Here is a 25,928-nt window from a genome sequence, read left to right as displayed (position 1 = left end):
ATAAAACTAAAAAAAAACGTAAATAAGATATTTAGTTGAAAAACTTATCAAACGGTAAAAAAAACGATACAAAGTGAAGAAAAGATACGTCAAAATGGCTATAAATATAATTTTACCAAGGTAGAATAGTTTTATTTTATCAGAATAACTGATAATTTTATCAAAAATCCTGATAAGAAGGTATGAGATGGTTAGTTATGTTTGTACTATCAAATCATTTCCGTTATGATGGCTCTACGACTAAACTCTTTTACCGATCGAGAAAACTTACTTGGAGTAGCTTGGGGGTATCTACGTAACCTACACCCAAACCTTACACTTACTAGCTTGCGTGCTGCGCTCGAACAGCATCCCGATTATCCCAGTTTGTTGAGTTTGGGCGATACCCTCGATCGTTATCACATTGAAAATGCCGCCCTGCGCATTGATGCCGAACAGTTGGCATTGTTGCAGGTACCTTATATAGCGCACCTGCGTACCAATGGAGGCACATTTGTGCTAATAGAATCTGCTACTGCTGATGTCTTCATCTACCGTAACGAAAAAGGCAAACGCTTTACTGAATCCCGCGAAGAGTTTCTCAAAAAATGGTCGGGTGTGGTGTTCATTGCCGAGCCCAACGAAGCCTCAGGTGAAAACGATTATGCCAAAAAACGCCAAAAAGAACAACTCGAAAGCCTCCGCTGGCCATTAGTGTTGGTAGGTTTTATAATGCTGACAGCGTTAGGAATGTTCCAAAGTCCTGATGTATCTACAGGGGTATTATTGGGCTTGAAAGCCACTGGGGTGATATTGACTGCCTTGCTCTTATCAGTACAGTACGGAAAAACCAACGACTTTACCGATTCTCTTTGTCGAATCAACCAAAAAACCGACTGTAACCATATTCTGACTTCCCCTGCTGCCAAAATTACCTCATGGTTAGGTTGGAGCGAAATAGGCTTTTTTTACTTTATGGGAGGATGGATAACGTTAGTAATGGGGCATAAAGAAACCCAATTCGACATTTTGCAATCTACCCTCGACATTTTGTCATTCTTGGCTTTACCTTACACTTTTTGGTCTATCTGGTACCAGTGGCGAGTGGCCAAGCAGTGGTGTCCGTTGTGTGTGGCGGTGCAGGTGATGATTTGGGCTGAAGTAGCCGTTGGAAGTTGGGAGATGATGGAAGAAAACACCCTACAGCTACTGCCGACTATGGACTATCGACTGTGGATTTCTTTTCTGCTTCCTATCCTCCTCTGGCCTATTATCAAACCATTGCTGTTGAAATCAAAACAAGCTGACGGATGGCAGCGAGAATTACGGAAGTTTAAAAACAACCCTGTGTTGTTTGAAGCATTGCTCAAGCAGCAAAAACAAATGCCACCCATACCTGCCGATTTACAGCCGATTGTTTTGGGAAACCCCGCAGCGGAGCATACCATTACGATGGTGACCAACCCTTATTGTGGACCGTGTGCCAATGCTCATGCACAATTGGAGGAGGTATTGGCCGAAAATCCAAACCTCAAAGCCCAAATTATCTTTGCTGTATGTCACGACCCCGATGGCCGTAAGACAAAAGTAGCTAAACATATGACAAGCCTATTTATTGCCGAAATAGGAGCTATAAATGGTATTGAAACACCCATTGGAGGCGTATCCTCGCAGGGTTTGGGGGCTGCTATGACGGCTTGGTACGCCCAAACTACAAAAAGCTACGACGCATGGGCGGCACAGTATCTTGCCGATGTGTCTATTGTGCCCGACAGTATAATAGAAGCTCACTGCAAGTGGGCAAAAGTGGCTAATATTGAAGGAACACCGACGTTCTTTATGAATGGGAAAAGACTCCCTGAATTATATGGACTTACAGGAGCGTCACATCTTATGCAATACTTTACTACGGATTTGGCCGAATCAACATAAATGAATCGTTTAACAAAAAACGAACAAAAATGAAAACGGCTCTTTTTATAATCCTACCTTATTCGAGCCATTACAATGCCTGTAATGGACTGAGGCAGTATTTGGAGCAAGAGGGCTATCGTACTCTAGTTACGGTTACCCCCAACCTACAAGTTTATGCTCAAGGTTTGGGTTACGAAACACTACCTTTGAGGTATGTAAAAGAAAGTTATATTAAAAGCCTCAAAGTGTGGTTAGCAGTGCTGTTGAGTAGTTGGCTAAATCCTCTTTTTGTTAAAAAACGCTATCGTTCATTCTTGGAAGAAGTACATGCAATTGAGGATATTGTTAAACAACAACGGCCTCATTGTATTTATATTGAATCACACTTGGGTTATTATTATGTATTCTTGAAACGCTTTGGTATTTCTGTTGAGTTGGTACAAACAAAGCTTTCGGTACGCCAATACGATGGTATTCCGCCCATGACTTGTGACACTGTTTTTAAGGATTCTTTATTATATCGTTGTTGGGCAAATCTACTTTGGTGGAGATATCAAGCAGCGAAGAGAACAAAAGGGCTATTTACTAAAGTTGCTTATTTGGGTAAGGATGATGCGTATTTTTTGGAACGTATCGCCCGTCAAAATAAGCTTGACCCTAAAAAGTTATTCAACTATGCCAATATTTCCTATTTGGGTATGAACGAAGTCTCAACGCAGATTCTTTGCCCAAATGTATTAGAATATTCGTGGAAAAAACTATTGCCTCGAGAGCGACATATATGGTATAATATTGGTGAAAATAAGAGAAGTACATGGCCCTTTTGGGAAGAATTAAAAGCCATCAAACAAAATTACCGTATTGTATTTTGCTCGTTGGGTACGCTTGAAACCATTGATTTTCAGGCCGCAATTGTTTTTTTAAGGAAAGTAATAGAGGTGCACAAAAATCTTCCTGATGTATTTTTAATCATATCGGCAGGTACGTTGGGACAAAAATTAAAAGCCAGTAACTCTACTTTACGCGTTTATGAATGGGTACCTCAAAAGGAGCTATTGCCCCATTGTGATTTGATGATAACGCATGGTGGACTTAACAGTATTAAAGAGTGTGTTCTTGCCGAAGTTCCAATGTTGGTTTATCCACTCAATCTAAAAATAGACCAGCCTGGCAATGCGGCACGGGTAGTCTATCATGGCTTGGGACTCAAGGGCAATCTAAGGAATGAAACTCCTCAAGTACTCAAAGCTAAAATTGAAAATCTTCTCAACAATTCTGCTTATCGTACCAAAATTTCACAAATAAAGGCTTATTTTATAAGTGATGCTGTGACAAATAAATAGGGATAAGTAAGTTGTAATTTAGTTGTCAAAATAGAAAAATGAGAAAAACGACATTAAAATTGTACTTTTTAATTGGAAGAGTACAAAAAATATAGATAAAATAGTAGAATCATTACGAAATCAAACTATACCAAGTACAATAACCATTTGTGATTGAAATCCATCGGAAGAGTTTGAATTATCAGTAACAACTCGAAGGAAAATGGATTGTCTATTTAGCTGAAAGTATAACTTAGGTGGTTTTAATCGTTATGTACGTATAGCTTATTGATACTGAAAGTGACTTGGCCAAGTAAACAAAATAATTGTTTAATTTTCAAAACGATGCGGCGTTTCCGTAGGACAAATCAAAATGAAAAAAATACTAATTAGTCTAGCTGACGGTATTCTGTCGAAAATACAAATGAAGGGTATTAAAGGAGGGTATGAAGCTGCAGGTTGTACAAATGATTGTGGCCTTTTACCATCTGTAAGTTGTAGTGGAACAAGCTGTTATACCTTTGAAGATCTGGGAGGTGGATGTCAATCAGATACAGAAACAAAATTTTGCATACCAACATAATAAAATTATGAAAAATCTAAAACAAATCCTTATTCAATTTGTTGAAAATGAATTGAATAAAATGCAGATGAAAAGTATAAAAGGTGGATATGGTGCAGCAAATACATGTTTTGCATCGTGTCCTCTTAGTTCTACTGGACTACAAGTTGACTGCTCATGTGAATCGGGTGTACGGTGTTTTGCTGATGATAATATCGGGTGTGGGTGTGGAGACAGTGGACTCTATGAGAAAGGTTGTGATGCGTAAATAGAATAGGAGATATGCATTAAATGGTATATCTCCTATAAAAACTAGGCTCTATTATGATTCCAAGCTGCTAATATTACTAAAACAAAGATAATCAATATTTATAAATCAAGTTATTATTTGATTGTAAATTATTGATTTATAGTATTTTGAAAAAATAAATTTGAAATAATTTCTTAGTTAAAAATTGTAAACCAAAAATGAAAAAAATATTTATAATTACTTTGCTTTTAATTTTAAGCACAAAAATTTTTGCTCAAAAAGCAGATACTGTTACTCTTGCAATGGTTACAAAAAGTGATTTGTATCGGAATAAGTTTACTTCTCCTGCTCGGCTAATAACGAATAGAGATATTTTTAAAAAATTCAAGGGGATATTAAATGACTTGGATACGTTTGCAGTGTCTGTTATTGATATGCAATTAAAGCAGAGTTTATATTCTCGTATTATAAATAAAGACATAGATTCTTCTACTTATATTGCTTTAAAAAAAGTATATAAAATAGACGAAAGTAAATTGACAGATAAATATGTAAATCAAAGTATTTATATATTTTCTGGCATAAAAGGAAAGGAAAAATTTGTTGTTTGTGATTGTAATAATAATTTAGATTTTGCAGATGATGAACTTCAAATTTTTGACATTAATAAAAAAAAAGAAATATTAAACTGGGATACATTAAAGACATTTAAAGCGAAGTATGAATACTATCATGGTAAAAATATTTTCAACAGAGAATCAAATATAAAAATTAGGCCATTTGATAAATCTTACCAAATTAGAGATTCAATAAAAGAGCTACTTACAGTTTTTTTTACTATTGTCGACAGAAAAACTTCTAAAATAAATATAGGAGAAAAATATTATACTGTTACTTTGCCTTTTACTTTTTTTAAAGGAGGTGATTATTCCAATGAAAATGTAATTTTTAGCGATTCTTCTGACTATAAGAATATTTCTATTCAGCCAGTGCCTAAGATTGGGGATTCATTTGTTTTTGAAAAGAATACAAAAATAAAAATAATTTCAGCTTCTGAATTTGGAGATACATTAAAATTGCGTATTTGGAGTGATTCAACGGTAGAAGTAGGATATAGAACGGGTTATCAAATTATTTTACCTCCATTTTACGATATAAATATTCAATTGTATGATATTAATAAACGAAAAAATAAATACACATTGTTAGACTTTTGGGGGACCTGGTGCGGCCCTTGTATAATTGGACTACCAAAACTTAAAACGTTTTACCAAAAATACAAAGACAAAATTGAATTAATCAGTATAGCACATGATAAAGATATTGAAAAAGTCAAGAAATTTATTGAAGAAAAAGAAATGAATTGGGTTCATAAATTTGAAAAAAATGATGAAAAGAATCCAGAAAAATTAGTAGAGAAGCTGAGTGTGGGGTGTTTCCCTACGTTTATACTATTAGATAAATCTGGTAAAATTCTTTCTCGTGGGTGTGGCGAGCAGCAACTAAAGGAGATAGAAAAAATAATGAATTGAAAGTACGTTAATTAAAAAATTATCTAATAAATGACTTCCCAATGAAGCTCCCTGTATCGTCAACATGATGCCATGGATTGTGGCCATACTTGCTTACGGGTGGTCGTCAAATATTACGGGCAGCACTACTCGGCGCAGAGTTACGGGAACGTACCCAAATCGGTAAAATATGGAGTCAATTTGTTAGGAATTTCGGAGGCGGCCAAAAGTATTGACTTTTGCAATATAGCTGTTAAAGTTTCGTTGGATAAACTTCTTCAAGAAGCTTCTCTTCCGTGCATTGTACTCTGGTCTCAGAATCATTTTATAATACAGTCTCATTGCCCGCGCTGCGTCGCATTGGCGTACCACTCGTCTAGACGGGGGCTTATTTCGTAAAAAAAACATTGTGGTCGGAGTCTCTCAAGGTAAGACTTTCTGTCGCTGACCCTCATGGTATATACTTGTGACGAGTTTGAAAAACAATGGGTTAATGCCATTGTCAATGGTTAAAAAATAGGCGTGTTGTTGTTAGAACTAGGACTCCTAATAAACTCTGATGGGGGATAAAAGAAAAAAGGTTACCTGACAGTTTTTTGTGATAGTAGGATAAAAACGGTAAAGTTGTAGATGGACAAAGTTGAAATGTAGGAGCAATTACTCAATTTGTCATCAGTCACAATAACTGATGTAACTATTGGGGATAAATTAATCCCTGTATCTCGTGAAGTGAATACTTCTAGTTCACCCTACCCTGTTTGTGGTCAAGATTCTACTCATATCAATATTATGAACGTACTCTTACAGAGTTTAATATGGGTGTTCGCCACGTACATTTATTGGTAAAAATGAGACAGTTTTATTGTGTTAATTGTCATCGTTACTATAGTGAAAGTTTACATTGCGCTGATTTGGACAAAGAATTTACTAATCATTAGAGCAACTATATGTTTTGTTTGGCACGCAAACAAAGTTATACAAAAGTAGCTGCTATCGTGGATGTAAGCCCCAAGACGGTAAAACGCGCAGTGTTGACACAATGCAAAAAAACATTGATTTGCCTGCACGATATGCCCAACCTCGACTCTTAGGCATAGATGAACACAGTCATCGCAAGGGTAAAAAAGACTTTTTACTCATCTTGACCGACTTAGACAGAGGTATCATTGTGGATTTGCTTCTTAATAGTAAAAGATATTAGTTGAATTTTTGCCCAAATTGCCAATGTAACTTATGATTATTGGGGTGCCTATATAATCCTAAGAAAATACTCACTTTAAAAACTAAAATTGATAATTTATAAAAAGTATCATACGTTTTCTGATTCAGGGTTAAATGAATTGGCTTTAGCCTTCAAACATACTCACTTATTTGGAGTGATAATGGAATCGAAATCTATTAGGATAGAAAAATTTTCATCATATATTGAATAATAACTTGTGTGTGATGCAAACATTTTTAGCCACTGAGAAGCGAACTCAAGACTTATTAGAAATGAGTATTATAGCCTTTGATAGCTTTCAAAGTGTTCGCTAAAACAAAACAATATGTAGTTAACTATGTACTCAATAATTTTTCTGTTGATATCATGGCGAGACTTAATAACTTATGCGTAGTGTTGGGGATCTTGCTTTTAATATGCCTAATTTTAAAAGCATTAGATTGAGAGTTTTAGCTGTTTCTGTGTGATTTCACAAAGTACGATAGATAACCATAAATTCTTAAAATATCGATGTGCAAATATACAATTTTGACATTTTTTAGTAAATTTTTATCTAAATCCAATCAATTAGTAAAAGAGAGTATTTACGATGCTAATAGAAAAAGATTGATTCAAGAAGTTGATTCTTGTAATTCATGGACAGAAATTACTAAAAATAGAGTACAAAAAATATTATTAACCCTTTCTACTGTTGGATTACAAGCCAATATTAAATTAGAGTTAAGTTATGGAAGCCTTCTGGGATATATCAGACATAATGGGATAATGCCTTGGGACGATGATGCTGATTTAGCTATTCATAGTGCTGACGTTCCTAACTTTCTTAAGGCTGTAGAGCAAGAAGGTTCCCTATTATTTGATGAATTTTTCTATGCTAACACGGGTATAAAGTACCTTAAATTTTGGACAAAGCAGGGGGAACCTATAGGAGGGCATTTGCATACATTTCCCTTTGTAGATATATGGCTTTATACAATTGATAACGAAAAGTGGATAAATTTTTCTGGAGAAGTACGACACCCAGTTCCTGATTACTATCCAACAAAAGAAGTGGTTTTTGAAGGAGCCAAGTTTGGTATCCCTCACAATTCACTTCTATGTTTGGACAGGCATTATAAAAATTGGCGAAAAGAAATCCAAGTATTCCCTTGGTCGCACCGATTGGAACGGCCTAGTTTCAAGCCTCTAAAAGTGGGCATAAAGGTGGATGCAAATGGTAAATTTGTGAAATATATTTAATTGATAAGCCAAACACTAAGTTCATTTTTTACTAAAAACTCTTTATATACCATGGGATTTATATATGTAGATGGCGCCTTCGATTTGTTTCATGAAGGCCATATTAATTTATTAAAAAGAGCAGCCTCTTATGGAAAAGTAATTGTAGGTATTCATGATGATGACTTCGTCGCATCCTACAAAAGAAGACCATACATTCCTCAACAAACTAGGTATGAGGTAGTAAGGGCATGTAGATATGTGGAGAGGGTCATTGAAGGAGTAGGGATGGTTACTCGTGAAATGATAGATGAATATCAAATAGATTTGGTGGTTCATGGAGATGATTTTAACGATGATCAAACACTTTTTCATTATAAAATTGCGATAGAAAGAGGAATTCTGAAATACCTACCTTATACTCAGGGTATTTCATCAACGCAATTAATACGTGGTATTGAGTCGCGATTTGAGGCACAATAATGCCATAAGTATCCTCGATAAATAGGTGTTCTATGTCCAGAAAATTTCCCCTCTACCGCCAACACGACGCCATGGATTGCGGCCCTACCTGCTTGCGCATGGTAGCTAAGTACTACGGGCGAAGCTATTCGGCGCAGGAGTTACGGGAACTTACGCAAATCGGCAAAGATGGGGTCAATCTACTCGGTATTGCGGAGGCGGCGGAGAGTATCGGTTTTCGCACCATCGCTGTCAAAGTCTCGTTAGATAAACTCCTCCAAGAAGCCCCTCTTCCGTGCATTGTACACTGGTCTCAGAATCATTTTGTGGTAATAACCCCACCCCAACCCTCCCCTGTTGGGAGGGCTTTTTTCTCCTCCTCCCTACTGGGGAGGAGGTCGGGTGGTGGGGTTCAAGTCGCTGACCCTGCCCGTGGCCTCATCACCTACACCCGCGAAGAGTTTGAAAAACACTGGGCTACCACCATTGTCAATGGCCAAAAGATGGGCGTGGCGTTGTTGTTAGAGCCAAGCCCCCTTGCCCCCAATGGGGGAATGGAATATAGTGAGGATAAAGGGAAAAATAATTCCCCCATTGGGGGTAAGGACGGTACGCCGCGAGGGGCTGCTTTGGGGGCTGGCCGTATTTGGGATTATCTTCTTGAGCATCGTCGTTTAATTGGGCAATTAGCTATAGGGCTGTTGGTGGCGAGCTTGTTACAGCTTATTTTTCCTTTTCTCACGCAGTCGGTGGTGGATGTAGGCGTACAAACGCGTAATCCTTCCTTTGTACTGTTGGTTTTGTTGGCGCAGTTGGCCTTAACCGTGGGGCGTACAACGGTAGAGTTTATACGTTCTTGGTTGCTGATGCACCTCAGCACGCGGCTCAATCTGTCGCTGCTCTCCGATTTTCTCATCAAACTCACCCGTTTGCCGCTGTCTTTCTTCGATACCAAGCAGTTTGGCGACATCATGCAGCGCATCGGCGATCATCAGCGCATTGAGCAGTTTTTAACAGGTCAAGCCCTCAATACGCTCTTTTCTCTGTTCAATTTATTGGTGTTTGGGTCGGTATTGGCCTTTTATAATCTCACCATTTTTGGGGTTTTGATGTTCGCTGCATTGCTATACGCAGGCTGGGTAGTGTTGTTTTTGAAGGTTCGTCGAAAATTGGATTATCAGCGTTTTGGGGTATCGGCTCAAAGTAATAGTACATTGGTACAGCTGATTCAAGGAATGCACGAAATCCGCTTGGCAGGTGCGGAGACACCCATGCGTTGGCAATGGGAACAGTTACAAACGCAGTCGTTCAAACTCGGGATGAAAGGGTTGGCGGTTTCGCAGTGGCAGCAAGCAGGTGCACTGCTTATCAATGAAGGCAAAAGTATTTTTATCACGTTTTTGTCGGCACAAGCGGTTATCAACGGTCAGCTTACATTGGGGGGAATGTTGGCTGTCCAATACATAATTGGCCAAGTCAACGCACCGCTTCAACAACTTATCGGCCTCGTACAGTCGGGGCAAGATGCCAAAATCAGTTTGGAGCGATTGAACGAAATCTATGAATTGAAGGATGAAGAGGACCCCCTAACCCCCAATGGGGGAACAGTTATTCCCCCATTGGGGGTTAGGGGGCTGTTCTTTCGTAATGTGTCATTCACCTACCGAGGAGCGGGGAATGAACCTGTACTGCGAGACATCAACCTGATTATCCCCGAAGGAAAAACCACTGCCATTGTAGGGATGAGCGGCAGCGGGAAAACAACCTTGTTGAAATTATTGCTTCGGTTTTATGAACCTACGAAAGGACAAATCAGGGTGGGAGGCGTTGCATTAAACAATATCAGTCACAAACATTGGCGTAAACAATGCGGTGTAGTGATGCAGGATGGATTTATATTCTCAGACACCATCGCTCGTAACATTGCCGTGGGTGTAGAAATCATTGACCGCCAAAAACTCTATCATGCAGCCGAAGTAGCTAATATTTTGGAATTTATAGACTCTTTGCCGCTGGGTTTTCATACTAAAATCGGAGCCGAGGGAACTGGTGTGAGCCAAGGGCAAAAACAACGGTTACTCATTGCCCGAGCCGTTTACAAAGACCCGCAATACATTTTCTTTGATGAAGCCACCAACGCTTTGGATGCGCACAATGAAGCCATTATTGTAGAAAACCTGAGCGAGTTCTTTAAAGGGCGAACGGTTGTTGTGGTAGCGCATCGACTAAGTACGGTCAGAAATGCGGACCAAATCGTCGTACTGGACAAAGGGGAAATCACCGAAATAGGGACTCACGCCGAATTAACACGCAGGCAAGGTGATTATTATCAATTGGTGAAAAATCAGTTGGAGTTATGAGCCATCAGATAGGGAGGGACTGGATTTCTACGAAATGACAAAATAATGACAAAGGAAGAAAACGACTTATTCACCGACCGCCCCGAAGGAGCTGCTTTGTTTGAAGAACTTCGTAACGAAGACTTGCAGGAAGTGTTAGGTCATCAACCTCCCTGGATAGTACAGTGGGGAAATTCGTTGTTTTTATTGATTTTAGCGGGAGTGATGGTGTTGGCGTGGGTCATTCAGTACCCTGAAATAGTCACCGCTCGATTTCGCCTTACGTCCGACAATGCCCCCTCGCCCGTAGTAGCCCGAACCAACGGACGGTTAGTCAAATTAAGCGTTCGCGAGCATGAGCAAGTACGCGAGGGACAATTATTGGGATACGTGGAAAGTACGGCTTCGCCGCAGCAGGTAGCAGCTTTGGAAAAACAACTTGAAACCATCGCAAAGTGGGTGAATACAAACCGCTTTGACTTGCTGTCGGTGGTGGGAAATAGTGACTTTGAACAATTGGGCGAGCTACAGGCCGATTACCAAGCGTTTATCCAGCAATTCAATGAAACCTCTACGCTTTTTGCCAATGGGTATCTGGCTAAAAAACAGGACTTTTTAAGGCAAGAATTAGCAGATTTACGGCAGAATCACGAACACCTCAAAGCCCAATTAGAAATACAGCGAGAAGAATTTGCATTGGTGGAAAAAGAATTTAAAATGCACCAACAACTTTTTCAAGAACGGGTGATTGCAGCCGTGGAAATGAACCGAGAAGAACGTAATTACCTGAATAAAAAGATGCCGTTGAAGCAGTTAGAAATGAACATAACGACCAATGGAACGGCTCAACTTCAAAAACAAAAGGAAATGGCAGAGCTTGAAAAACAAGCCAATGACCAAAAAGTAAAGTGCAGCCAAGCCTTGCATACGTTACGCGCTTCGCTGATGGCCTGGAAAGTACGTTACTTACTGATTGCTCCTAAAAATGGACAGGTTTATTTTACGTCACTTTGGCAAGAAACGCAGCTAGTAAAAGCCGAAGATGTGCTTTTTTACGTAGGAAACCCTCAAAATAACGCCGTGGGGGAAGTGAAAATTCCTCAACAAAATGGGGGGAAAGTAAAAGTAGGACAACGAGTCATCATCAAATTTCAGAGTTATCCGTTTGAGCAATTTGGCGTAGTTGCGGGTCAGCTTCAAACCATTGCATCAGTGCCTTCGTCCGACAGTACCTTTCTGGCCTTTGTCGTTTTGCCCAAAGGTTTACAGACCTCTACGCACAAAATGCTCCCGTTTAAAAATGGCTTGAATGCCACGGCAGAGATAGTGACGGACGATGTGAGCGTGGCCGAACGAATGCTGTACGAAGTAAGAAAGTTGTGGAAATAATAGGGGAGTCTGAACCGAATAAAAAAACAGTTGCTAGTTACTGCATAATTCACTAACTTTCTTGGAATAATGGCACTATTCGCCCAAATCGTATGCTCAAATTCGGGACAAGAAAGTTTATCGTCGGTTTACTGTTGGGTATCTTCGTCAAAACGGCGGTCCAAGCACAGGTGTTGGTCGGTAAGGTAATAGATGCCCACACCTCGGCGCCTGTTCCTTTTGCGGTTGTGTTTATTAGCAATACCTCCAAAGCCACCGAAACCGATACGCTGGGGAAATATACCCTAAAAAACGTCTTTCAACACCTGCGCGGTGGTAGCGTAGAAGTCGTGGTTTCGCTGTTGGGTTACACTACTTTTCGCCAGAAAATTACTTACAGCCAACGAGACACGCTTTTGTTTCCCATTTCGCTGGTTCCTTCCCAACAAACCATCGCCGAAATAGCCGTTAAAGGTACGCGCGACCAAACGTGGCTCAAGCAGTACAAAAAATTTGAGAAGGCGTTTGTCGGGACGGGTGAAAATGTTCGTCATACCAAAATTCTGAACGCTTGGGTCGTTGACTTTGATGGGGACGGCAATACGTTTTCGGCTTCGGCCAAACAGCCCATTGCCATCGAAAACAAAGCGTTGGGATACAATATCTATTTTGAACTTCAACGGGCAACGGTTTCACCTATACGCAGTAGCTTTGCGGGCTTGGCGCGGTTTGAAGAAATAAAATTGACAGACCCCAAACAACAAAAGAAAGTCGCCGAAAACCGCCAACGGGCGTATGAAGGCTCGGAGCGGCACTTCCTGAAAGCACTGGCCCAAAACAAACTCAAGCAAGAAGGGTTTGTGGTGTATGAAGTCAGTCCTACCTACCACGAAAAAACCACATTTACGCATTTGAACCCGCAGTTGGGCAAGCGTCTGTTTCCTTTCAACGATACGGCGGCCGTACGAATGGGCAAGTTTCCGATGTCAAGGGAATTGTACATTCGGAATGAAATTGAAGTGCTCAATGTCAACCAAGTGGCGCGAATCGGGACGTACCAAGATGCTCCTTTTCCCGTGTCGTGGCTGCGTATCAAAGGCGGCAAAGCCGAAGTGACAACCTCGGGCTTGCTTTTTGACGCTAACAGCAGCGAATGGGCGGGCGACATTGCCGAAGGGCGAGTCGCCGATTTGTTGCCGCTGGACTTTGACCCTGAGCCGCTGCCCGAATCCGCTAATTGGCAGTTGTTATTGCCCAAAACGGAAGCCGAAGCCCCCATTTTGAGTGCGTTAGAGGCACTCCCCGCACCGCTGGTATCGGTCAAACATTCGTTTGAAGGAGATTCGACGGTTTTTCGCATCCAAGTGAAAAAAACGGACGGAACGCCCGTGCAGGGAAAAGTATCGATTGCGGTTATTGAAGACCTGCAAGCGAGCGCGGCCGATACGTCGTTGCCAGTCGTGGCCATTACTGATACTTCGTCGGTGGCCGTCGCTCCCAACAACGCCATTACGTTGGAAGAGGTAAAAGTGAAGGTCAAACAAAACAAACGCGCTACCCAAACTTTGTTGGGAAAAATAGACTACGTGGTGGAAAGTAAAGACCTCCGAGACATTATTTCGGGGAACGTCATCACGGCGTTGCAAAGCAAAGTACCTGGGGTTGATATTTTTGAAACAACCGACAACGGCGGTTTTAGCCGAAAAGGAGCGAGAATCCGAGGGGGAGGGTACAGCCTGCGGGCAACATCGTCGGGGGAAGAGGAACCGCTTTTTTTGTTGGATGGAATTCCGTACGGAACCCTGCAAAGCCTCAGCGCCATTCCCGTAAGCGAAGTAGAACGCATTGAAGTCATCAAACGCGCGAATCCACTGTTGGGGTTGCGCGGTAAAAATGGGGCTATCAATGTCGTGACCAAGCGGGCGGTGAGCCACTCCGCTGCGCCTACGGCCTCCGTCAACGAAGGAAAACTGTTTTATTGGCAGCCAACCACGGAGTTGTCGAAAGAAGGAGAAGTGCTGGTTCGTTTTCTGTTACCCAGAGGTGTCACCTATTACGTCACCATCAACGGCTTAACGCTCGAAAATCAGCCTTTTACGCATGAGCTTCGGGTACGTTAAAACCAAAAGTTAGTTTATAAATCCATAAACAAACGTTACGATGAAGCTTTGGTCATTTCTAGTAGGCATATTGGGGGCTGTGAGTAGCCTAACTGCCGTCGCACAAAACCTCACCATTCAAAACACAACAGAGAAGCCTATAACGGTTCAAGTGGAAGTAATGGGAGGATACAAATCAATGCAACCATTTGACTCACTCACAATCGCTGCCAAAGGAACAGCGACGCTAAATCGCAAAAATGCACCTTTGACGTTTTACAGAATTGTTGCAAATAACGTAATAGAAACCTTCAAAGATTTTGTTTGGGAGCGCGACGTGGAATTGATCTTTGATGAATCCAGTAAGTTTACTGTCAAAGGCAGCACGTTAACAACCGAATGGGATGATTTTGATAAAAATATGGTATTGCCAGTGCGCGACAAATTGGTAGCAAATACAATTGAGTACAATAAATTACTAGCGGCTGGGGACACATTAGGGGCAGAAAAATTCATGTTAAAGTCTAGCCAAGCTGTTGGAGAGTTAAACAAACAGTTGGATAGCATCATTTTTACGCCCCGCAGGAATTTTATAGACTTTTATTTGTTGGCAGGCCGATGGAGAGCTTGGTCCAAAAGTGTATGTAATGAGCAACTGCAAGCGTACGCAGCTGCTTGGGGAAACCATCCGTTTCACAAAGCGATTATGGACGAAATCAAGAAAATAGAGAGTGTAGGCGAAGGGGTTCGCATTCGGCCGTTTAATACGAGGAGTATTGAGGACAAAGAAGTCAACTTGTCGGAAATAAAATCGGATTACATTTTGCTGGATTTTTGGGGGAGTTGGTGCGGGCCGTGCATCAAGGCGATACCTGAGTTACAAAACTTATACACGACTTTTGACGCGTCACGCCTTCAAATCATAGGGATTGCGGGAGAAAATGAAGTGCCCAGTGCGCAGCTTCGCGCGCTTCTCAAGAAAAAGGACATTGGGTGGACGCAAATAGAGGAGTTACGTCTGGGACGTAAAACGTTAGCGAAGCAGTTGAATATCACGTTTTATCCAACGTACTTTTTGCTGGACAAAAATCTTAAAATCGTCAAGAGAGGTGATTCGAGAATTTTGAAAGAAGTGGAAGAAATATTGCGCAAAAAATAAACCTCTCAATTTTTATGCGTCTCAAAACGACCTGGACTATTCTCCTTTTGTCTTACAGCTATTTATTGGTTTTTACACTAGAGGTTTTCTCCCAGAACGTAACTATTTCTGGAGAAATCAAAAACCCGCTCGATTCTTCCATGTCTTTTATTTTGCTTCGGCATGGTTTAGTGGGAGAGCGTGAAATCATAGAAGCGAAGCTAGACAAAGCGAATAAGTTTACGTTGAAGCTGGTTTTAGATGACTTAGCTTACATTCACTTTTATCACAGTAATGAATCGTCGGTTGTGTTGAGAAACTGGCTTATCGAAAAGGGGGACAGTGTGACCATGTATTTTGATGCCACAAAAATTTTGGAAACAATGTCGTTTAAAGGAGTAAATGCTGCCAAGTATAATTATTACGTGGAAGATGCCCGCAATTGGGGTTCTTGGGGCGAGAAGTTTATGCAAAATTTTGGTAAGCCTATTGAATTTCAGTTTAAATACATTGATTCTGTTGAGGCGGGAAGGATAAATTTATTAGCCAAATTTGAGAAAATAACGTCGCCTCTGTTTGCAAAGGTCAGGTATGCTGACATCAAGGGAGAGGTGAATAGTTACCGTTTTACGCCATTATTGCCCGAAAACAAGCCTCCCATTCCATTCTATGATTTGCCGAATGAACTGAAGAAGTTTACGCGAACAATGCCTTTACAAAGTGATACTACGGCAAAATCTTTGTATTACGTTGGCTATTTAGATGCGTTATCCTCTTTTTTGTACAATGACATGAAGGTGATGTTTAAAAGTTCGACGATGAGCTTGATGGATTTTCAGCGGAGTTTATACCATCCAAAGGTGGCAGAAAACCAGTTTGCGTACCAAATTTTTGATAAACTCAGAACAGAAGGCTGGAATCCCACGAACCAAAAGCTTTACGATCAATACGTTGAAGATTATCCAAATAGTCCATACATCCCTTTTTTGAAAGGTAGGCAAATCAAAGCAAAAGTAGTGGCCGAAGGACAAAAAGCATTTGATTTGGGAGTTGAGGCATTGGCGAAGTTAGAAAGCTATAAAGGCAAAGTAATTGTGTTGGATTTTTGGGCGAGTTGGTGTAGTTCTTGCATTGCGGAGGCCAAAAACGTCAAAAAGATAAAAGAATCCTTGAGTGCGCCTGACAAAGTAGTGTTTTTGAGCATTTCTTTGGACGACAAAGAGAGTGACTGGAAGAAAGCCATTGCTAAATGGGGGATAGTGGGGCATCACATACGGTTAAAAAATGGCTTTAAAGACACAGTTGCAAAGCAATACGGTGTCATGGGTTTGCCAAGTTACTTTATCATCGACAAAGAAGGAAAGTTTGCGGATACCAATCCACCGAGACCTAAATACAATGAAGGAAAAGATTTTTTAAAGACGATTGAACGAGTTTTACTTGAGCCAACTCGCTAAAATAATAATCTCCACGACTATCCGTCCAATGTGAACTATGTTTCTACCTTTGCCTAGTCACCTGCAAAATTTCTTACAACGAAGTATTCTATATGTTTGTCTCCTTTGATAGAAAATATGAAGATTTTGCAATAAATTCACTCGCTACCTATCAAAAAGCAGAAGCTCATGAGGACTTCTGCTTTTTTTGTTGTGTTTGGCAAGATTCCTGCTTTCTTTTGCGTTGATGAATGAATCAACTCGTGTAATGATGAAAAAACGATATTTACGACAAACGGCCAATTTTCTGCTAACGGCTTCTTGCCTACTGCTAACCGCTTACCACGTCCAAGCCCAGCGCGAAGTGCAGTATGCCCAGTATTTGGTAAATCCACTGGCGATTAATCCTGCCGCAACGGGTATCCGTGAAACCTTCCATTTCAATGCTGTATTGCGTCGTCAATTTGTAGCGGGCGTGCAAGGGTTGCCCATTACCCAATCTTTTGCCATGGACGGAACCGTAGCGAACGGAAAAATTGGCCTAGGACTCCAAGGGCTAAACGACCGCGTGTCGGCCAATACGGCCGTGTTTGGGAGTATTAGCTACATTCACAAAATATCAGAAGAGCAAAAATTGTCGATTGGGGCATTGGGTGGAATCAACGTTTTGCCTGCGCGCGATGTGCTCAATACGGGCGGAAACATCAATAAAGCCTTGCCAAGCGCAGGGGTTGGAATTTATTACGAAGATGAAACGTTTTTTGGAGGAGTGTCGATGCCCGAAATCCTCAAACAGCAGTACGGGTACAACAGCACGAGCGGATTAATCAATTACCAACGCCCCATTTTTGTCCAACTAGGGATGAAATCAGAAGTAAGCGACGGAATCATCGTCAAGCCATCTCTACTTCTTACCAAGCCCGAAAAGTCAAAAATGCGTCTTGATTTAAACGCCATTGCTACTGCACAAGACCGCTTTACGGGCGGGTTATCGGTTCGATTTGGCAGTACAACTTACTGGCAACTCTTGCTTGCATACGACATATCGAAGAACATTCGGATTGGTTATGCGTATAGTTCTCGTCGAGTAGAGGATTTTAACGCCCAAACCAATAACATCGCAGGAGTGGGAAAGGGAATCCACGAAATTGTTTTTACCCTTCAACCGAATCCTCAAAGAGATTAGATTTTTGCTAAAACTATACGATTTTTGCAATTAATTACAAATTCAAAGCTAACTTTGCGCCCCTGAAACTAAGTGGTTTTTAAATGGAAAAATACTCATATATAGCGAATTCAGAAGCTGCGTACATTGAAGAGTTGTACCAAAAATACCAACAACAACCTGACTCCGTTGATTTAAGCTGGCAACGTTTCTTCGAAGGGTTTGAATTTTCACTCAAATACGGTGATTCAAAGCCTACTCTAAACGGAAACGGAACGGCTACGACCGAAAAGCCCGTCTCGGCTAGTCATACCCGTAAAGAAATGGAAGTGGTACACCTTATTAGAGGGTATCGTCAACGGGGACATTTGGCTTCGCAAACCAACCCACTCGGGCCGCGTACAAATCGCTATCCAGAACTCGATTTATCAGATTTTAACCTCGCAGAAGCAGATTTAGATACTGTTTTTGAAGCGGGTATTGAGGTGTTTGGCCGTGCTGCTACCCTCCGCGAAATTGTCGCCGCTCTCCAAAAAGTTTATACGGGTAAAATTGGTTTTGAATACCAATACATCCGCGATCGTAAAGTGAAGAGCTGGTTGCGTAAAAAGATTGAAAATGAGTTTCTTAATTTCAATCCAACAATTGAACAGAAGAAGAGAATTCTCGAAAAATTGAATGACGCCGTTACGTTCGAGAACTTCCTACATACCAAATTTTTGGGTAAGAAGCGTTTTTCACTCGAAGGTGGTGAAGCGGCTATCCCAGCTTTGGACGTGGCCATCAACCGTGGGGCTGAGTTGGGCGTGGAAGAGGTAGTAGTAGGGATGGCGCACCGTGGTCGCCTCAACGTACTGACCAACATCATGCACAAGCCTTACGAGCAAGTGTTCAATGAATTTGAAGAAAACGTGGTGTTGGACGAATTCAGTGATGGTGACGTAAAATACCACATGGGTTACGAGAGCCAAATCGAAACGCCCGAAGGTAAACGCGTAAGCCTCAAGCTGATGCCAAACCCGTCGCACTTGGAGGCGGTTAATCCAGTAGTAGTTGGATACGTGCGTGCCCGTGCGGATGAGCACTACAACCACATTCCAGGTCAAGATAAATATGATCCTGTATTACCTATCTTGATTCACGGTGACGCCGCCGTGGCTGGACAAGGTATCGTATATGAAGTAACCCAAATGTCGAATCTTCCTGCCTATTACACAGGAGGAACGTTACATTTTGTGATTAACAACCAGATTGGCTTTACAACCGACCACGAAGACGACCGCTCGTCGATTTATTGTTCGGATATCGCCAGAATTGTGGATGCGCCTATTTTCCACGTCAATGGTAACGACCCAGAAGCAGTAGCGTTTGTGATGAAAGTGGCCGTTGAATTCCGTCAGGAGTTTAACCGTGATGTGTTTGTCGATATGGTTTGTTACCGTAAATACGGCCACAACGAATCGGATGAGCCGCGTTTTACGCAACCGACGATGTACGCTAAAATTTCACAGCAACTCAACGGCCGTGATTTGTACTTGAAAGAATTGACGGAACGCGGTGAGTTGGATGCGCAGATTGCCGACCAAATGCGCGCTGAGTTGGAAGGAGAACTGCAAGAATTATTGCAAAAAGTAAAACAGAAACAACTTCCCTACGAGCGTCCAAAGCTTGAACGTGATTGGGCAGAATTGCGCCGCTCAGTACCAGAGGATTTTGAGCAGTCGCCCGAAACAGGTATTTCTAAAGAAGTGATTGAGAAAGTGGGTAACGCCCTTTCGAGCCTTCCTGCCGATTTCAAGGTGCTGAAACAAATTGAAAAGGTGTTGGAAGAACGCAAGCAGATTTTTGCGGGCGAAAAACCTTTCAACTGGTCAGCGGGTGAGTTGCTGGCTTACGGTTCGCTTTTGGCCGAAGGTAGAACGGTTCGTATGACAGGGCAGGACGTGCAGCGTGGTACCTTCTCGCACCGCCATGCGGTATTGCACGAAAGCGAAACCAACGCTACGCACAACAGCTTGGCCTACATTGGCGAAGGACAAGGTAAATTTGAAATCTATAACTCATTGCTTTCAGAGTACGGAGTAATGGGTTACGAATACGGGTATGCCATGGCAAACCCCCACGCATTGGTGATTTGGGAAGCACAGTTTGGAGATTTTGCCAACGGTGCCCAAATCATGATTGACCAGTTTATTGCGGCTACCGAATCAAAATGGAATGCCATGAACGGCTTGGTGATGCTTCTGCCACACGGCTACGAAGGCCAAGGCCCTGAGCACTCAAGCGCCCGTCCAGAACGTTTCTTGATTCTTTCGGCAGAATATAATATGTATGTGTGTAACATCACAACCCCTGCCAACTTGTTCCACATGATGCGTCGTCAGCTAACGACGCCATTCCGTAAGCCGTGTATTTTGATGTCGCCTAAGTCGATGTTGCGTAGTCCAATGGCAGTTTCGCCAATGAGCGATTTCTTAGAAGGAAGTCGTTTCCAAGAAACCATCGGCGATACGTATGCGGATCCTAAAAAGGTGAAAAAAGTGTTGTTGTGTACTGGTAAAATTTACTGGGAGTTGTATGACAAACAACAAAAAGACCAGCGCAAAGACGTGGCCATCATTCGGGTTGAACAATTGCACCCATTCCCCAAAAAGCAAATAGAGGCGTACTTGTCACAGTACAAAAAAGCCGAAGTTGTATGGGTGCAAGAAGAGCCAGAAAACATGGGTTACTGGTCGTTTATTCTCCGTGAATTCCCAGAAATTGGTTTGGGAAGTGTGATTGCCCGCAAAGCAAGTGCATCACCTGCAACGGGTTACATGAAAATTCATACGGTGGAGCAAGCCGACCTCATCGAACAAGCTTTTGCTGGAAAATAACAATAAACGATTAACTTGTGCTTCAGCACGTAAAGGATATAAGAAGGATGTCACAAATTGAAATAAAAGTCCCAACCGTTGGGGAATCTATCACCGAAGTAACGATTGGTTCTTGGGTGAAAAAAGACGGGGAAAGCGTCAAGCGTGATGAAGTAATATGCAGCTTAGACTCTGATAAAGCGTCGTTTGAAGTAGTATCAGAAGCCGATGGCGTACTGCGTATCAAAGCCCAAGAAGGAGATGTTCTGCCGATTGGTGGTTTGATTTGTATTATCGAAGCATCAGCGGCGGCACCTGCCCCCGCTCCTACACCTGCTCCAGTAGCGGCGGCACCTGCCCCTGCTCCCGCAGCATCGGCGCCCGTAGCTGCTAAAGTGGTAGAAATGAAAGTGCCAACGGTAGGAGAATCGGTGACGGAAGTGACGATTGCCAACTGGAATAAGAAAGACGGCGATGTAGTACAATTGGATGAGGTTTTGTGCGAATTGGAATCGGACAAAGCAACTTTTGAACTTCCTGCTGAAGCGGCAGGAACACTCCGCATTGTTGCCGAAGCAGGTGCTACCTTGCCTATTGGTGCGACCATCTGCCGCATCGAAGTAGGCGGAGGGGTTAGCCAATCCGCTGCTCCAGCCCCAGCTCCCGTAGAAACCCCAGCTGCTGCGCCAGTGGCATCGGCAAGTGGTTATGCCTCGGGTCACCCATCGCCAGCCGCTGCCAAAATTCTTTCGGAAAAAGGCATTAGTGCATCGGAGGTAGCTGGCTCAGGTGTTGGTGGACGTATTACCAAAGAAGACGCCGAAAAAGCGCAAGTTGCAGCGCCAGCGGCAGCTACGCCTGCCCCTGCTCCAAAAGCAGCCCCTGTGGCACCAGCCGCTCCAAAAGCTGCTGATCCACGCGGACAGCGTCGCGTAAAAATGACTTCGTTGCGTAAAACCATTGCTCGCCGTTTGGTAGCAGTGAAAAATGAAACGGCCATGTTGACGACCTTCAACGAGGTGGACATGAAGCCTATCATGGAGTTACGCGCCAAATACAAAGATAAATTCAAAGAAAAACACGGTGTTGGCCTCGGCTTTATGTCGTTCTTTACCAAAGCGTGCGCGATTGCGTTGCAGGAGTTCCCTGTCGTAAACTCGTTCATCGACGGGGAAGAAGTGGTTTACAACGACTACTCAGACATTTCAATCGCCGTTTCGACTGACCGTGGTTTGGTGGTGCCTGTGGTTCGCAATGCTGAAAAAATGACCTTTGCCGAAATCGAAAAAGAAATCATTCGCTTGGCAGGTTTGGCCCGTGACAACAAATTGACCATCGACCAAATGCAAGGTGGTACATTTACCATTACCAACGGTGGTATCTTTGGGTCGATGCTTTCGACCCCAATTATCAACGCACCACAATCGGCGATTTTGGGTATGCACAACATCGTAGAACGCCCCGTGGTAGTAAATGGTGAAATCGTAGTACGTCCTATCATGTACGTGGCACTTAGCTACGACCACCGAACCATCGACGGACGTGACTCAGTAAGCTTCTTGGTACGTGTGAAGCAAATCCTTGAAGATCCAACACGTTTGTTGTTGGAAGTATAAAAATCAATGCAAAGACGCTTTTTCAAGGCGTCTTTGCTGTTTTATAGAGAGTTCTGGTTATGCAAAAGTGAGACTAAAAATAGCTAATAACTCGTGCTTCGGCACATAAATTCATAACTAACCAATGCAATACGACGTTATCGTTATCGGTTCAGGGCCAGGAGGCTATATCTGCGCCATTCGTTGTGCTCAATTAGGCTTGAAAACGGCCATCATCGAAAAATATAAAACGCTGGGAGGAACTTGCCTTAACGTAGGTTGTATTCCTTCAAAAGCATTGCTTGACTCGTCAGAACATTACTACAATGCGGCGCATAGCTTTGCTGAACATGGCATCAAACTCGAAAACTTGCAGGTGGATTTGGCACAGATGATTGCCCGCAAAAGCGAGGTTGTCAGCCAAGTTTGCAAAGGAGTAGAGTTTTTGATGAAGAAAAATAAAATCGACGTTTACCAAGGAAAAGGTTCTTTCGTGGATAAAAACACGGTAAAAGTGACCAAAGATTCGGGTGAAATTGAGATGGTAACGTCAAAAAATATCGTTATTGCAACAGGCTCAAAACCTTCATCTTTGCCAGGGGTAACTATCGATAAAAAACGCATTATTACTTCTACCGAAGCCCTTCAAATGAAAGAAGTTCCAAAGCACTTAATCGTGATTGGAGCAGGGGTAATCGGGGCTGAATTAGGCTCTGTGTATGCCCGTATCGGTGCAAAAGTGAGCTTTGTAGAGTATGCTTCGGCTATGATTCCTACCATGGACGGAACAATGGGTAAAGAGCTTCAACGTAGCTTGAAAAAACTCGGTACCGACTTCTACTTCAGTCACAAAGTGAAGTCAGTTGAAAATACAGGAGACGAAGTAGTGGTTACGGCCGAAAATCCAAAAGGTGAAATCGTAACATTTACGGGTGACTACTGTTTGATGAGCGTAGGACGCCGCCCATATACCGATGGTTTAGCAATTGAAAATGCAGGTTTGGTCGCTGATAACCGCGGAAAAATCGAAGTGGACGAGCATACACTTCAAACCAAAGTTCCTAACATTTATGCCATCGGCGACGTGATTCGCGGAGCAATGCTCGCCCACAAAGCCGAAGAAGAAGGCGTATTTGTAGCCGAAACCATTGTTGGCCAAAAACCACACATCAACTATTCGTTGATTCCAGGCGTTGTTTATACATGGCCAGAAGTGGCAAGTGTCGGAAGCACGGAAGAAGAACTCAAAGCCAAAGGTGTGCCTTACAAGTCGGGTTCGTTTCCGTTCAAAGCGTTGGGACGTGCCCGCGCTAGTATGGACATCGATGGTACGGTAAAGGTACTGGCTCACAAAGAAACGGACGAAATTTTGGGCGCTCATATCATTGGTCCACGTGCTGCCGACATGATTGCGGAAGCCGTAGTAGCGATGGAATACCGTGCATCGGCGGAGGACATTAGCCGTATGTCGCACGCGCACCCGACTTATACCGAAGCGTTTAAAGAAGCGTGTTTAGCAGCCACTGGCAACCGCGCCTTGAATGCGTAACGCTTGAATTTATAGCCAAATCACTGATACCCCGATGAGCTAGCTTGTCGGGGTATTTTTTTGATGGGCTATAATGGCCCGAATCGTTCCCATGCTCGTCGATAAAGGCTGGGTTATGTCAAATGGGAGAACGGTAAGTGGAAGCGCATCCTCAAACCTGAAAGCGGGTAGGGAAGTCGTAAAACTCTCATGAGCAGGATAGAGCAAATACAACTCGGTTGCGCGGTATTTTTGGCCGTAGGCGTAGAGCTGGTACAAATCCGCTTGGTCGATGCCGTAATTGGGAGCATCGGGGGCAATGCGTTTCCATTTGATGTCGATAACAATGACTTGTTCCTGAAAGCGCAAAACCAAGTCGGGACGTAGTTTAAATTGAGGTTTCCCGTCGTGGCGATGCACTAAATGGTGAGCCGTTTCTTGATAAACTACTTCATACCCTTGACAATAGCGTTTAAAACCTTGTGCTACATATCGTTCAAACAGTTGCTCAGTAGGAAATAAAAGCGACTCGTTGGTGTTTTTTCCGAAGGTGCTCCACGACTGGTTCATCAACAGAATTTTTGCCCATTTTAAAGCTTGAGTGTAGCGATCAAAACTTCGAGCTAAGTGTTGAACCTTTTGAAAGTCTTCCGCCAGCGTAGAAGAGGGCTGTATTTCGTCCCAAATGAAACGCAACTTTCGTAATTTGGCCTGATTGGGTAAATATTGGCTTCGTTTGGCTAGAAACTCAATGCAGGTTTTGAGCAATCGATTAGGTAAGATGTCTGCTATAAATTGGTCATGTTCAATGGCCAACAATTCAGGATGGGCGTGATTTTGGCGATGATACTGCCATTTTCCCTTCAAAAAACGACTTTGTTCCTCCACCGTCTCGTACGATTTTTGAATCCCTTGTCGGGTCAATTGTTCAATTTCGGCAATAAACGCGGAGATAAAAATCTCCCAAACGGGTAAGTGTGCCTGTTGCAATTGCGCTTGCGAAAGTCGATGAAAGGGCAACTCGGGTACTGTGCGTAGCATTCTCAAGAGCGCCAAACGCATCTCAGGCAATTGAGTGTGTAAGGCTATTTTGGGTAAAATCTCAATCTGTGTTCTATCTGCCAGTTGGAGCACGCCCACGTAGTTTTTTATACGGATAAATTCTCCCCCTTTTTGAACGCTGTAAGTCAAAAGTGGGTCGGTATTGGCTCGAAAAGATAACTGTTTTAAAAGCTCAAAAGTAGAATCAGACACAAAAATGGCCGAAAGTGTATCGGTTTGCTCCTTACGAAGGGCGGTAGATAGTCTTCGGATGTACCCGTGTTCGGTAATCGTAAAGTGCTGTGGCATAGCATAAGTTAGAGTCACACTTGCTAAATTAGTAAAAATCAATTACCTTTGTCCCTAATTACATGATGATTGATTACAGAGGGGAAAGAAATTCCCCTTTTTTGTTGGCAAAAAATGAACCTAAAAGAAAGAATAATCGCTTTGCTGTCAACGCTTTTGGAAGAGGATAAATACTTCATTGTGGAGGTACAAGTTTCTCCTTCAAAAGTGCGACAAAAAGTGACGATATTGATGGATAGTGACGCGGGAATTAGCATCGACGAATGTGCCGAAATAAGCCGCAAACTAGATGATATGATTGAAGCGGAGGAGCTTATTCCGAACGCTTATACCCTTGAGATTTCCTCGCCAGGCGTGGATTATCCCTTAGCTTTTCCTCGTCAGTTTCAGAAAAACATTGGCCGTACGCTAAAAGTGATTCTGAAAGATGGAATCGAAAAAAGAGGAGAATTAATCGCCGTTTCGGACGAAGGGTTTACCGTCAAGGAAGAATTGAAGAAAAAGAAGAAAGACCAAGTCCCTGCGGAGTTGACTTTTGCCTATGGTGATATTGCCAGGGCAGAAGTACAAATCAAATTTTAAAACGAATAAAAACTAACGAATAATCATAAA

19 protein-coding genes are annotated in these 25,928 nt (G+C 42.4%); 18 read left to right on the top strand and 1 reads right to left on the bottom strand.

What is annotated here, in order from left to right; translation table 11 throughout:
• Nucleotides 1-225: 225 nt before the first annotated feature.
• The 17 genes from DTQ70_RS18865 (at nt 226) to lpdA (ending at nt 23,987) form a co-directional block, all read left to right on the top strand.
• Nucleotides 226-1,911: a vitamin K epoxide reductase family protein gene (locus tag DTQ70_RS18865; RefSeq protein WP_122932245.1), complete on the top strand. Its 1,686-nt coding sequence runs from the start codon at nt 226-228 to the stop codon at nt 1,909-1,911.
• A gap of 29 nt (nt 1,912-1,940) precedes the next feature.
• On the top strand, nt 1,941-3,236 hold the full coding sequence (locus DTQ70_RS18860; RefSeq protein WP_122932244.1) for a nucleotide disphospho-sugar-binding domain-containing protein: 1,296 nt from the start codon (nt 1,941-1,943) through the stop codon (nt 3,234-3,236).
• Between the two features lie 569 nt (nt 3,237-3,805).
• Nucleotides 3,806-4,045, top strand: a complete 240-nt coding sequence (locus DTQ70_RS18855; protein WP_206019538.1) for a hypothetical protein — start codon at nt 3,806-3,808, stop codon at nt 4,043-4,045.
• Between the two features lie 200 nt (nt 4,046-4,245).
• Nucleotides 4,246-5,559 (top strand): TlpA disulfide reductase family protein, encoded by a 1,314-nt coding sequence (locus DTQ70_RS18850; RefSeq protein WP_122932242.1) that lies wholly within the window; start codon nt 4,246-4,248, stop codon nt 5,557-5,559.
• A gap of 72 nt (nt 5,560-5,631) precedes the next feature.
• Nucleotides 5,632-5,937, top strand: coding sequence for a cysteine peptidase family C39 domain-containing protein (locus DTQ70_RS31335; protein ID WP_122932241.1), 306 nt, complete (start codon nt 5,632-5,634; stop codon nt 5,935-5,937).
• Nucleotides 5,938-6,577: 640 nt separating this feature from the next.
• A complete protein-coding gene (locus DTQ70_RS30795) occupies nt 6,578-6,739 on the top strand; it encodes a hypothetical protein (protein ID WP_164490108.1) in 162 nt (53 codons plus the stop codon).
• Nucleotides 6,740-7,288: 549 nt separating this feature from the next.
• Nucleotides 7,289-7,999: a LicD family protein gene (locus DTQ70_RS18840; RefSeq protein ID WP_164490107.1), complete on the top strand. Its 711-nt coding sequence runs from the start codon at nt 7,289-7,291 to the stop codon at nt 7,997-7,999.
• 51 nt (nt 8,000-8,050) lie between these two features.
• Nucleotides 8,051-8,461, top strand: coding sequence for an adenylyltransferase/cytidyltransferase family protein (locus DTQ70_RS18835; RefSeq protein WP_122932239.1), 411 nt, complete (start codon nt 8,051-8,053; stop codon nt 8,459-8,461).
• Nucleotides 8,462-8,493: 32 nt separating this feature from the next.
• Complete coding sequence (locus DTQ70_RS18830) at nt 8,494-10,800, top strand: peptidase domain-containing ABC transporter (RefSeq protein WP_122932238.1); 2,307 nt, start codon at nt 8,494-8,496, stop codon at nt 10,798-10,800.
• A 45-nt stretch (nt 10,801-10,845) separates the two neighbouring features.
• On the top strand, nt 10,846-12,168 hold the full coding sequence (locus DTQ70_RS18825) for an HlyD family secretion protein (protein ID WP_122932237.1): 1,323 nt from the start codon (nt 10,846-10,848) through the stop codon (nt 12,166-12,168).
• 92 nt (nt 12,169-12,260) lie between these two features.
• Complete coding sequence (locus DTQ70_RS18820; protein WP_122932236.1) at nt 12,261-14,267, top strand: carboxypeptidase-like regulatory domain-containing protein; 2,007 nt, start codon at nt 12,261-12,263, stop codon at nt 14,265-14,267.
• 40 nt (nt 14,268-14,307) lie between these two features.
• Nucleotides 14,308-15,405 (top strand): redoxin domain-containing protein, encoded by a 1,098-nt coding sequence (locus DTQ70_RS18815; RefSeq protein WP_122932235.1) that lies wholly within the window; start codon nt 14,308-14,310, stop codon nt 15,403-15,405.
• Between the two features lie 14 nt (nt 15,406-15,419).
• Nucleotides 15,420-16,841 carry a TlpA disulfide reductase family protein gene (locus DTQ70_RS18810; RefSeq protein ID WP_122932234.1) on the top strand — a complete coding sequence of 474 codons (1,422 nt, stop codon included), beginning with the start codon at nt 15,420-15,422 and terminating at the stop codon, nt 16,839-16,841.
• A gap of 247 nt (nt 16,842-17,088) precedes the next feature.
• Nucleotides 17,089-18,006 (top strand): PorP/SprF family type IX secretion system membrane protein, encoded by a 918-nt coding sequence (locus DTQ70_RS18805; RefSeq protein ID WP_164490106.1) that lies wholly within the window; start codon nt 17,089-17,091, stop codon nt 18,004-18,006.
• An 83-nt stretch (nt 18,007-18,089) separates the two neighbouring features.
• Complete coding sequence (locus DTQ70_RS18800) at nt 18,090-20,864, top strand: 2-oxoglutarate dehydrogenase E1 component (RefSeq protein WP_122932232.1); 2,775 nt, start codon at nt 18,090-18,092, stop codon at nt 20,862-20,864.
• Between the two features lie 47 nt (nt 20,865-20,911).
• The gene (gene odhB / locus DTQ70_RS18795; protein ID WP_122932231.1) at nt 20,912-22,459 is read left to right on the top strand and encodes a 2-oxoglutarate dehydrogenase complex dihydrolipoyllysine-residue succinyltransferase; all 1,548 of its coding nucleotides are present in this window, start codon (nt 20,912-20,914) and stop codon (nt 22,457-22,459) included.
• Nucleotides 22,460-22,583: 124 nt separating this feature from the next.
• A complete protein-coding gene (gene lpdA, locus DTQ70_RS18790) occupies nt 22,584-23,987 on the top strand; it encodes a dihydrolipoyl dehydrogenase (RefSeq protein ID WP_122932230.1) in 1,404 nt (467 codons plus the stop codon).
• 39 nt (nt 23,988-24,026) lie between these two features.
• Here lpdA and DTQ70_RS18785 read toward each other — a convergent pair whose 3' ends face one another.
• On the bottom strand, nt 24,027-25,316 hold the full coding sequence (locus DTQ70_RS18785) for an McrC family protein (RefSeq protein ID WP_122932229.1): 1,290 nt from the start codon (nt 25,314-25,316) through the stop codon (nt 24,027-24,029).
• Between the two features lie 114 nt (nt 25,317-25,430).
• On the opposite strand from DTQ70_RS18785, the gene rimP reads away from it, so the two are divergent.
• Entirely contained in the window at nt 25,431-25,898 is a 468-nt protein-coding gene (rimP, locus tag DTQ70_RS18780) for a ribosome maturation factor RimP (protein WP_122934475.1), read from the top strand.
• The last annotated feature ends 30 nt before the right edge of the window (nt 25,899-25,928 follow it).

Origin of the sequence: Runella sp. SP2 (assembly GCF_003711225.1) — a bacterium.
In the GTDB taxonomy this organism is placed as follows: Bacteria; Bacteroidota; Bacteroidia; order Cytophagales; family Spirosomataceae; genus Runella.
The sequence above is the reverse complement of the archived record's forward strand: the minus strand, read 5'-3'. Positions and strand labels throughout refer to the sequence as shown.

Bases quoted from the DNA above. Each gene is read 5' to 3' on its own strand.
- DTQ70_RS18865 (WP_122932245.1), top strand. From the start codon at position 226: ATGATGGCTCTACGACTAAACTCTTTTACCGATCGAGAAAACTTACTT.
- DTQ70_RS18860 (WP_122932244.1), top strand. From the start codon at position 1,941: ATGAAAACGGCTCTTTTTATAATCCTACCTTATTCGAGCCATTACAAT.
- DTQ70_RS18855 (WP_206019538.1), top strand. From the start codon at position 3,806: ATGAAAAATCTAAAACAAATCCTTATTCAATTTGTTGAAAATGAATTG.
- DTQ70_RS18850 (WP_122932242.1), top strand. From the start codon at position 4,246: ATGAAAAAAATATTTATAATTACTTTGCTTTTAATTTTAAGCACAAAA.
- DTQ70_RS31335 (WP_122932241.1), top strand. From the start codon at position 5,632: ATGGATTGTGGCCATACTTGCTTACGGGTGGTCGTCAAATATTACGGG.
- DTQ70_RS30795 (WP_164490108.1), top strand. From the start codon at position 6,578: ATGCAAAAAAACATTGATTTGCCTGCACGATATGCCCAACCTCGACTC.
- DTQ70_RS18835 (WP_122932239.1), top strand. From the start codon at position 8,051: ATGGGATTTATATATGTAGATGGCGCCTTCGATTTGTTTCATGAAGGC.
- DTQ70_RS18830 (WP_122932238.1), top strand. From the start codon at position 8,494: ATGTCCAGAAAATTTCCCCTCTACCGCCAACACGACGCCATGGATTGC.
- DTQ70_RS18825 (WP_122932237.1), top strand. From the start codon at position 10,846: ATGACAAAGGAAGAAAACGACTTATTCACCGACCGCCCCGAAGGAGCT.
- DTQ70_RS18820 (WP_122932236.1), top strand. From the start codon at position 12,261: ATGCTCAAATTCGGGACAAGAAAGTTTATCGTCGGTTTACTGTTGGGT.
- DTQ70_RS18815 (WP_122932235.1), top strand. From the start codon at position 14,308: ATGAAGCTTTGGTCATTTCTAGTAGGCATATTGGGGGCTGTGAGTAGC.
- DTQ70_RS18810 (WP_122932234.1), top strand. From the start codon at position 15,420: ATGCGTCTCAAAACGACCTGGACTATTCTCCTTTTGTCTTACAGCTAT.
- DTQ70_RS18805 (WP_164490106.1), top strand. From the start codon at position 17,089: ATGATGAAAAAACGATATTTACGACAAACGGCCAATTTTCTGCTAACG.
- DTQ70_RS18800 (WP_122932232.1), top strand. From the start codon at position 18,090: ATGGAAAAATACTCATATATAGCGAATTCAGAAGCTGCGTACATTGAA.
- odhB (WP_122932231.1), top strand. From the start codon at position 20,912: ATGTCACAAATTGAAATAAAAGTCCCAACCGTTGGGGAATCTATCACC.
- lpdA (WP_122932230.1), top strand. From the start codon at position 22,584: ATGCAATACGACGTTATCGTTATCGGTTCAGGGCCAGGAGGCTATATC.
- DTQ70_RS18785 (WP_122932229.1), bottom strand. From the start codon at position 25,316: ATGCCACAGCACTTTACGATTACCGAACACGGGTACATCCGAAGACTA.
- rimP (WP_122934475.1), top strand. From the start codon at position 25,431: ATGAACCTAAAAGAAAGAATAATCGCTTTGCTGTCAACGCTTTTGGAA.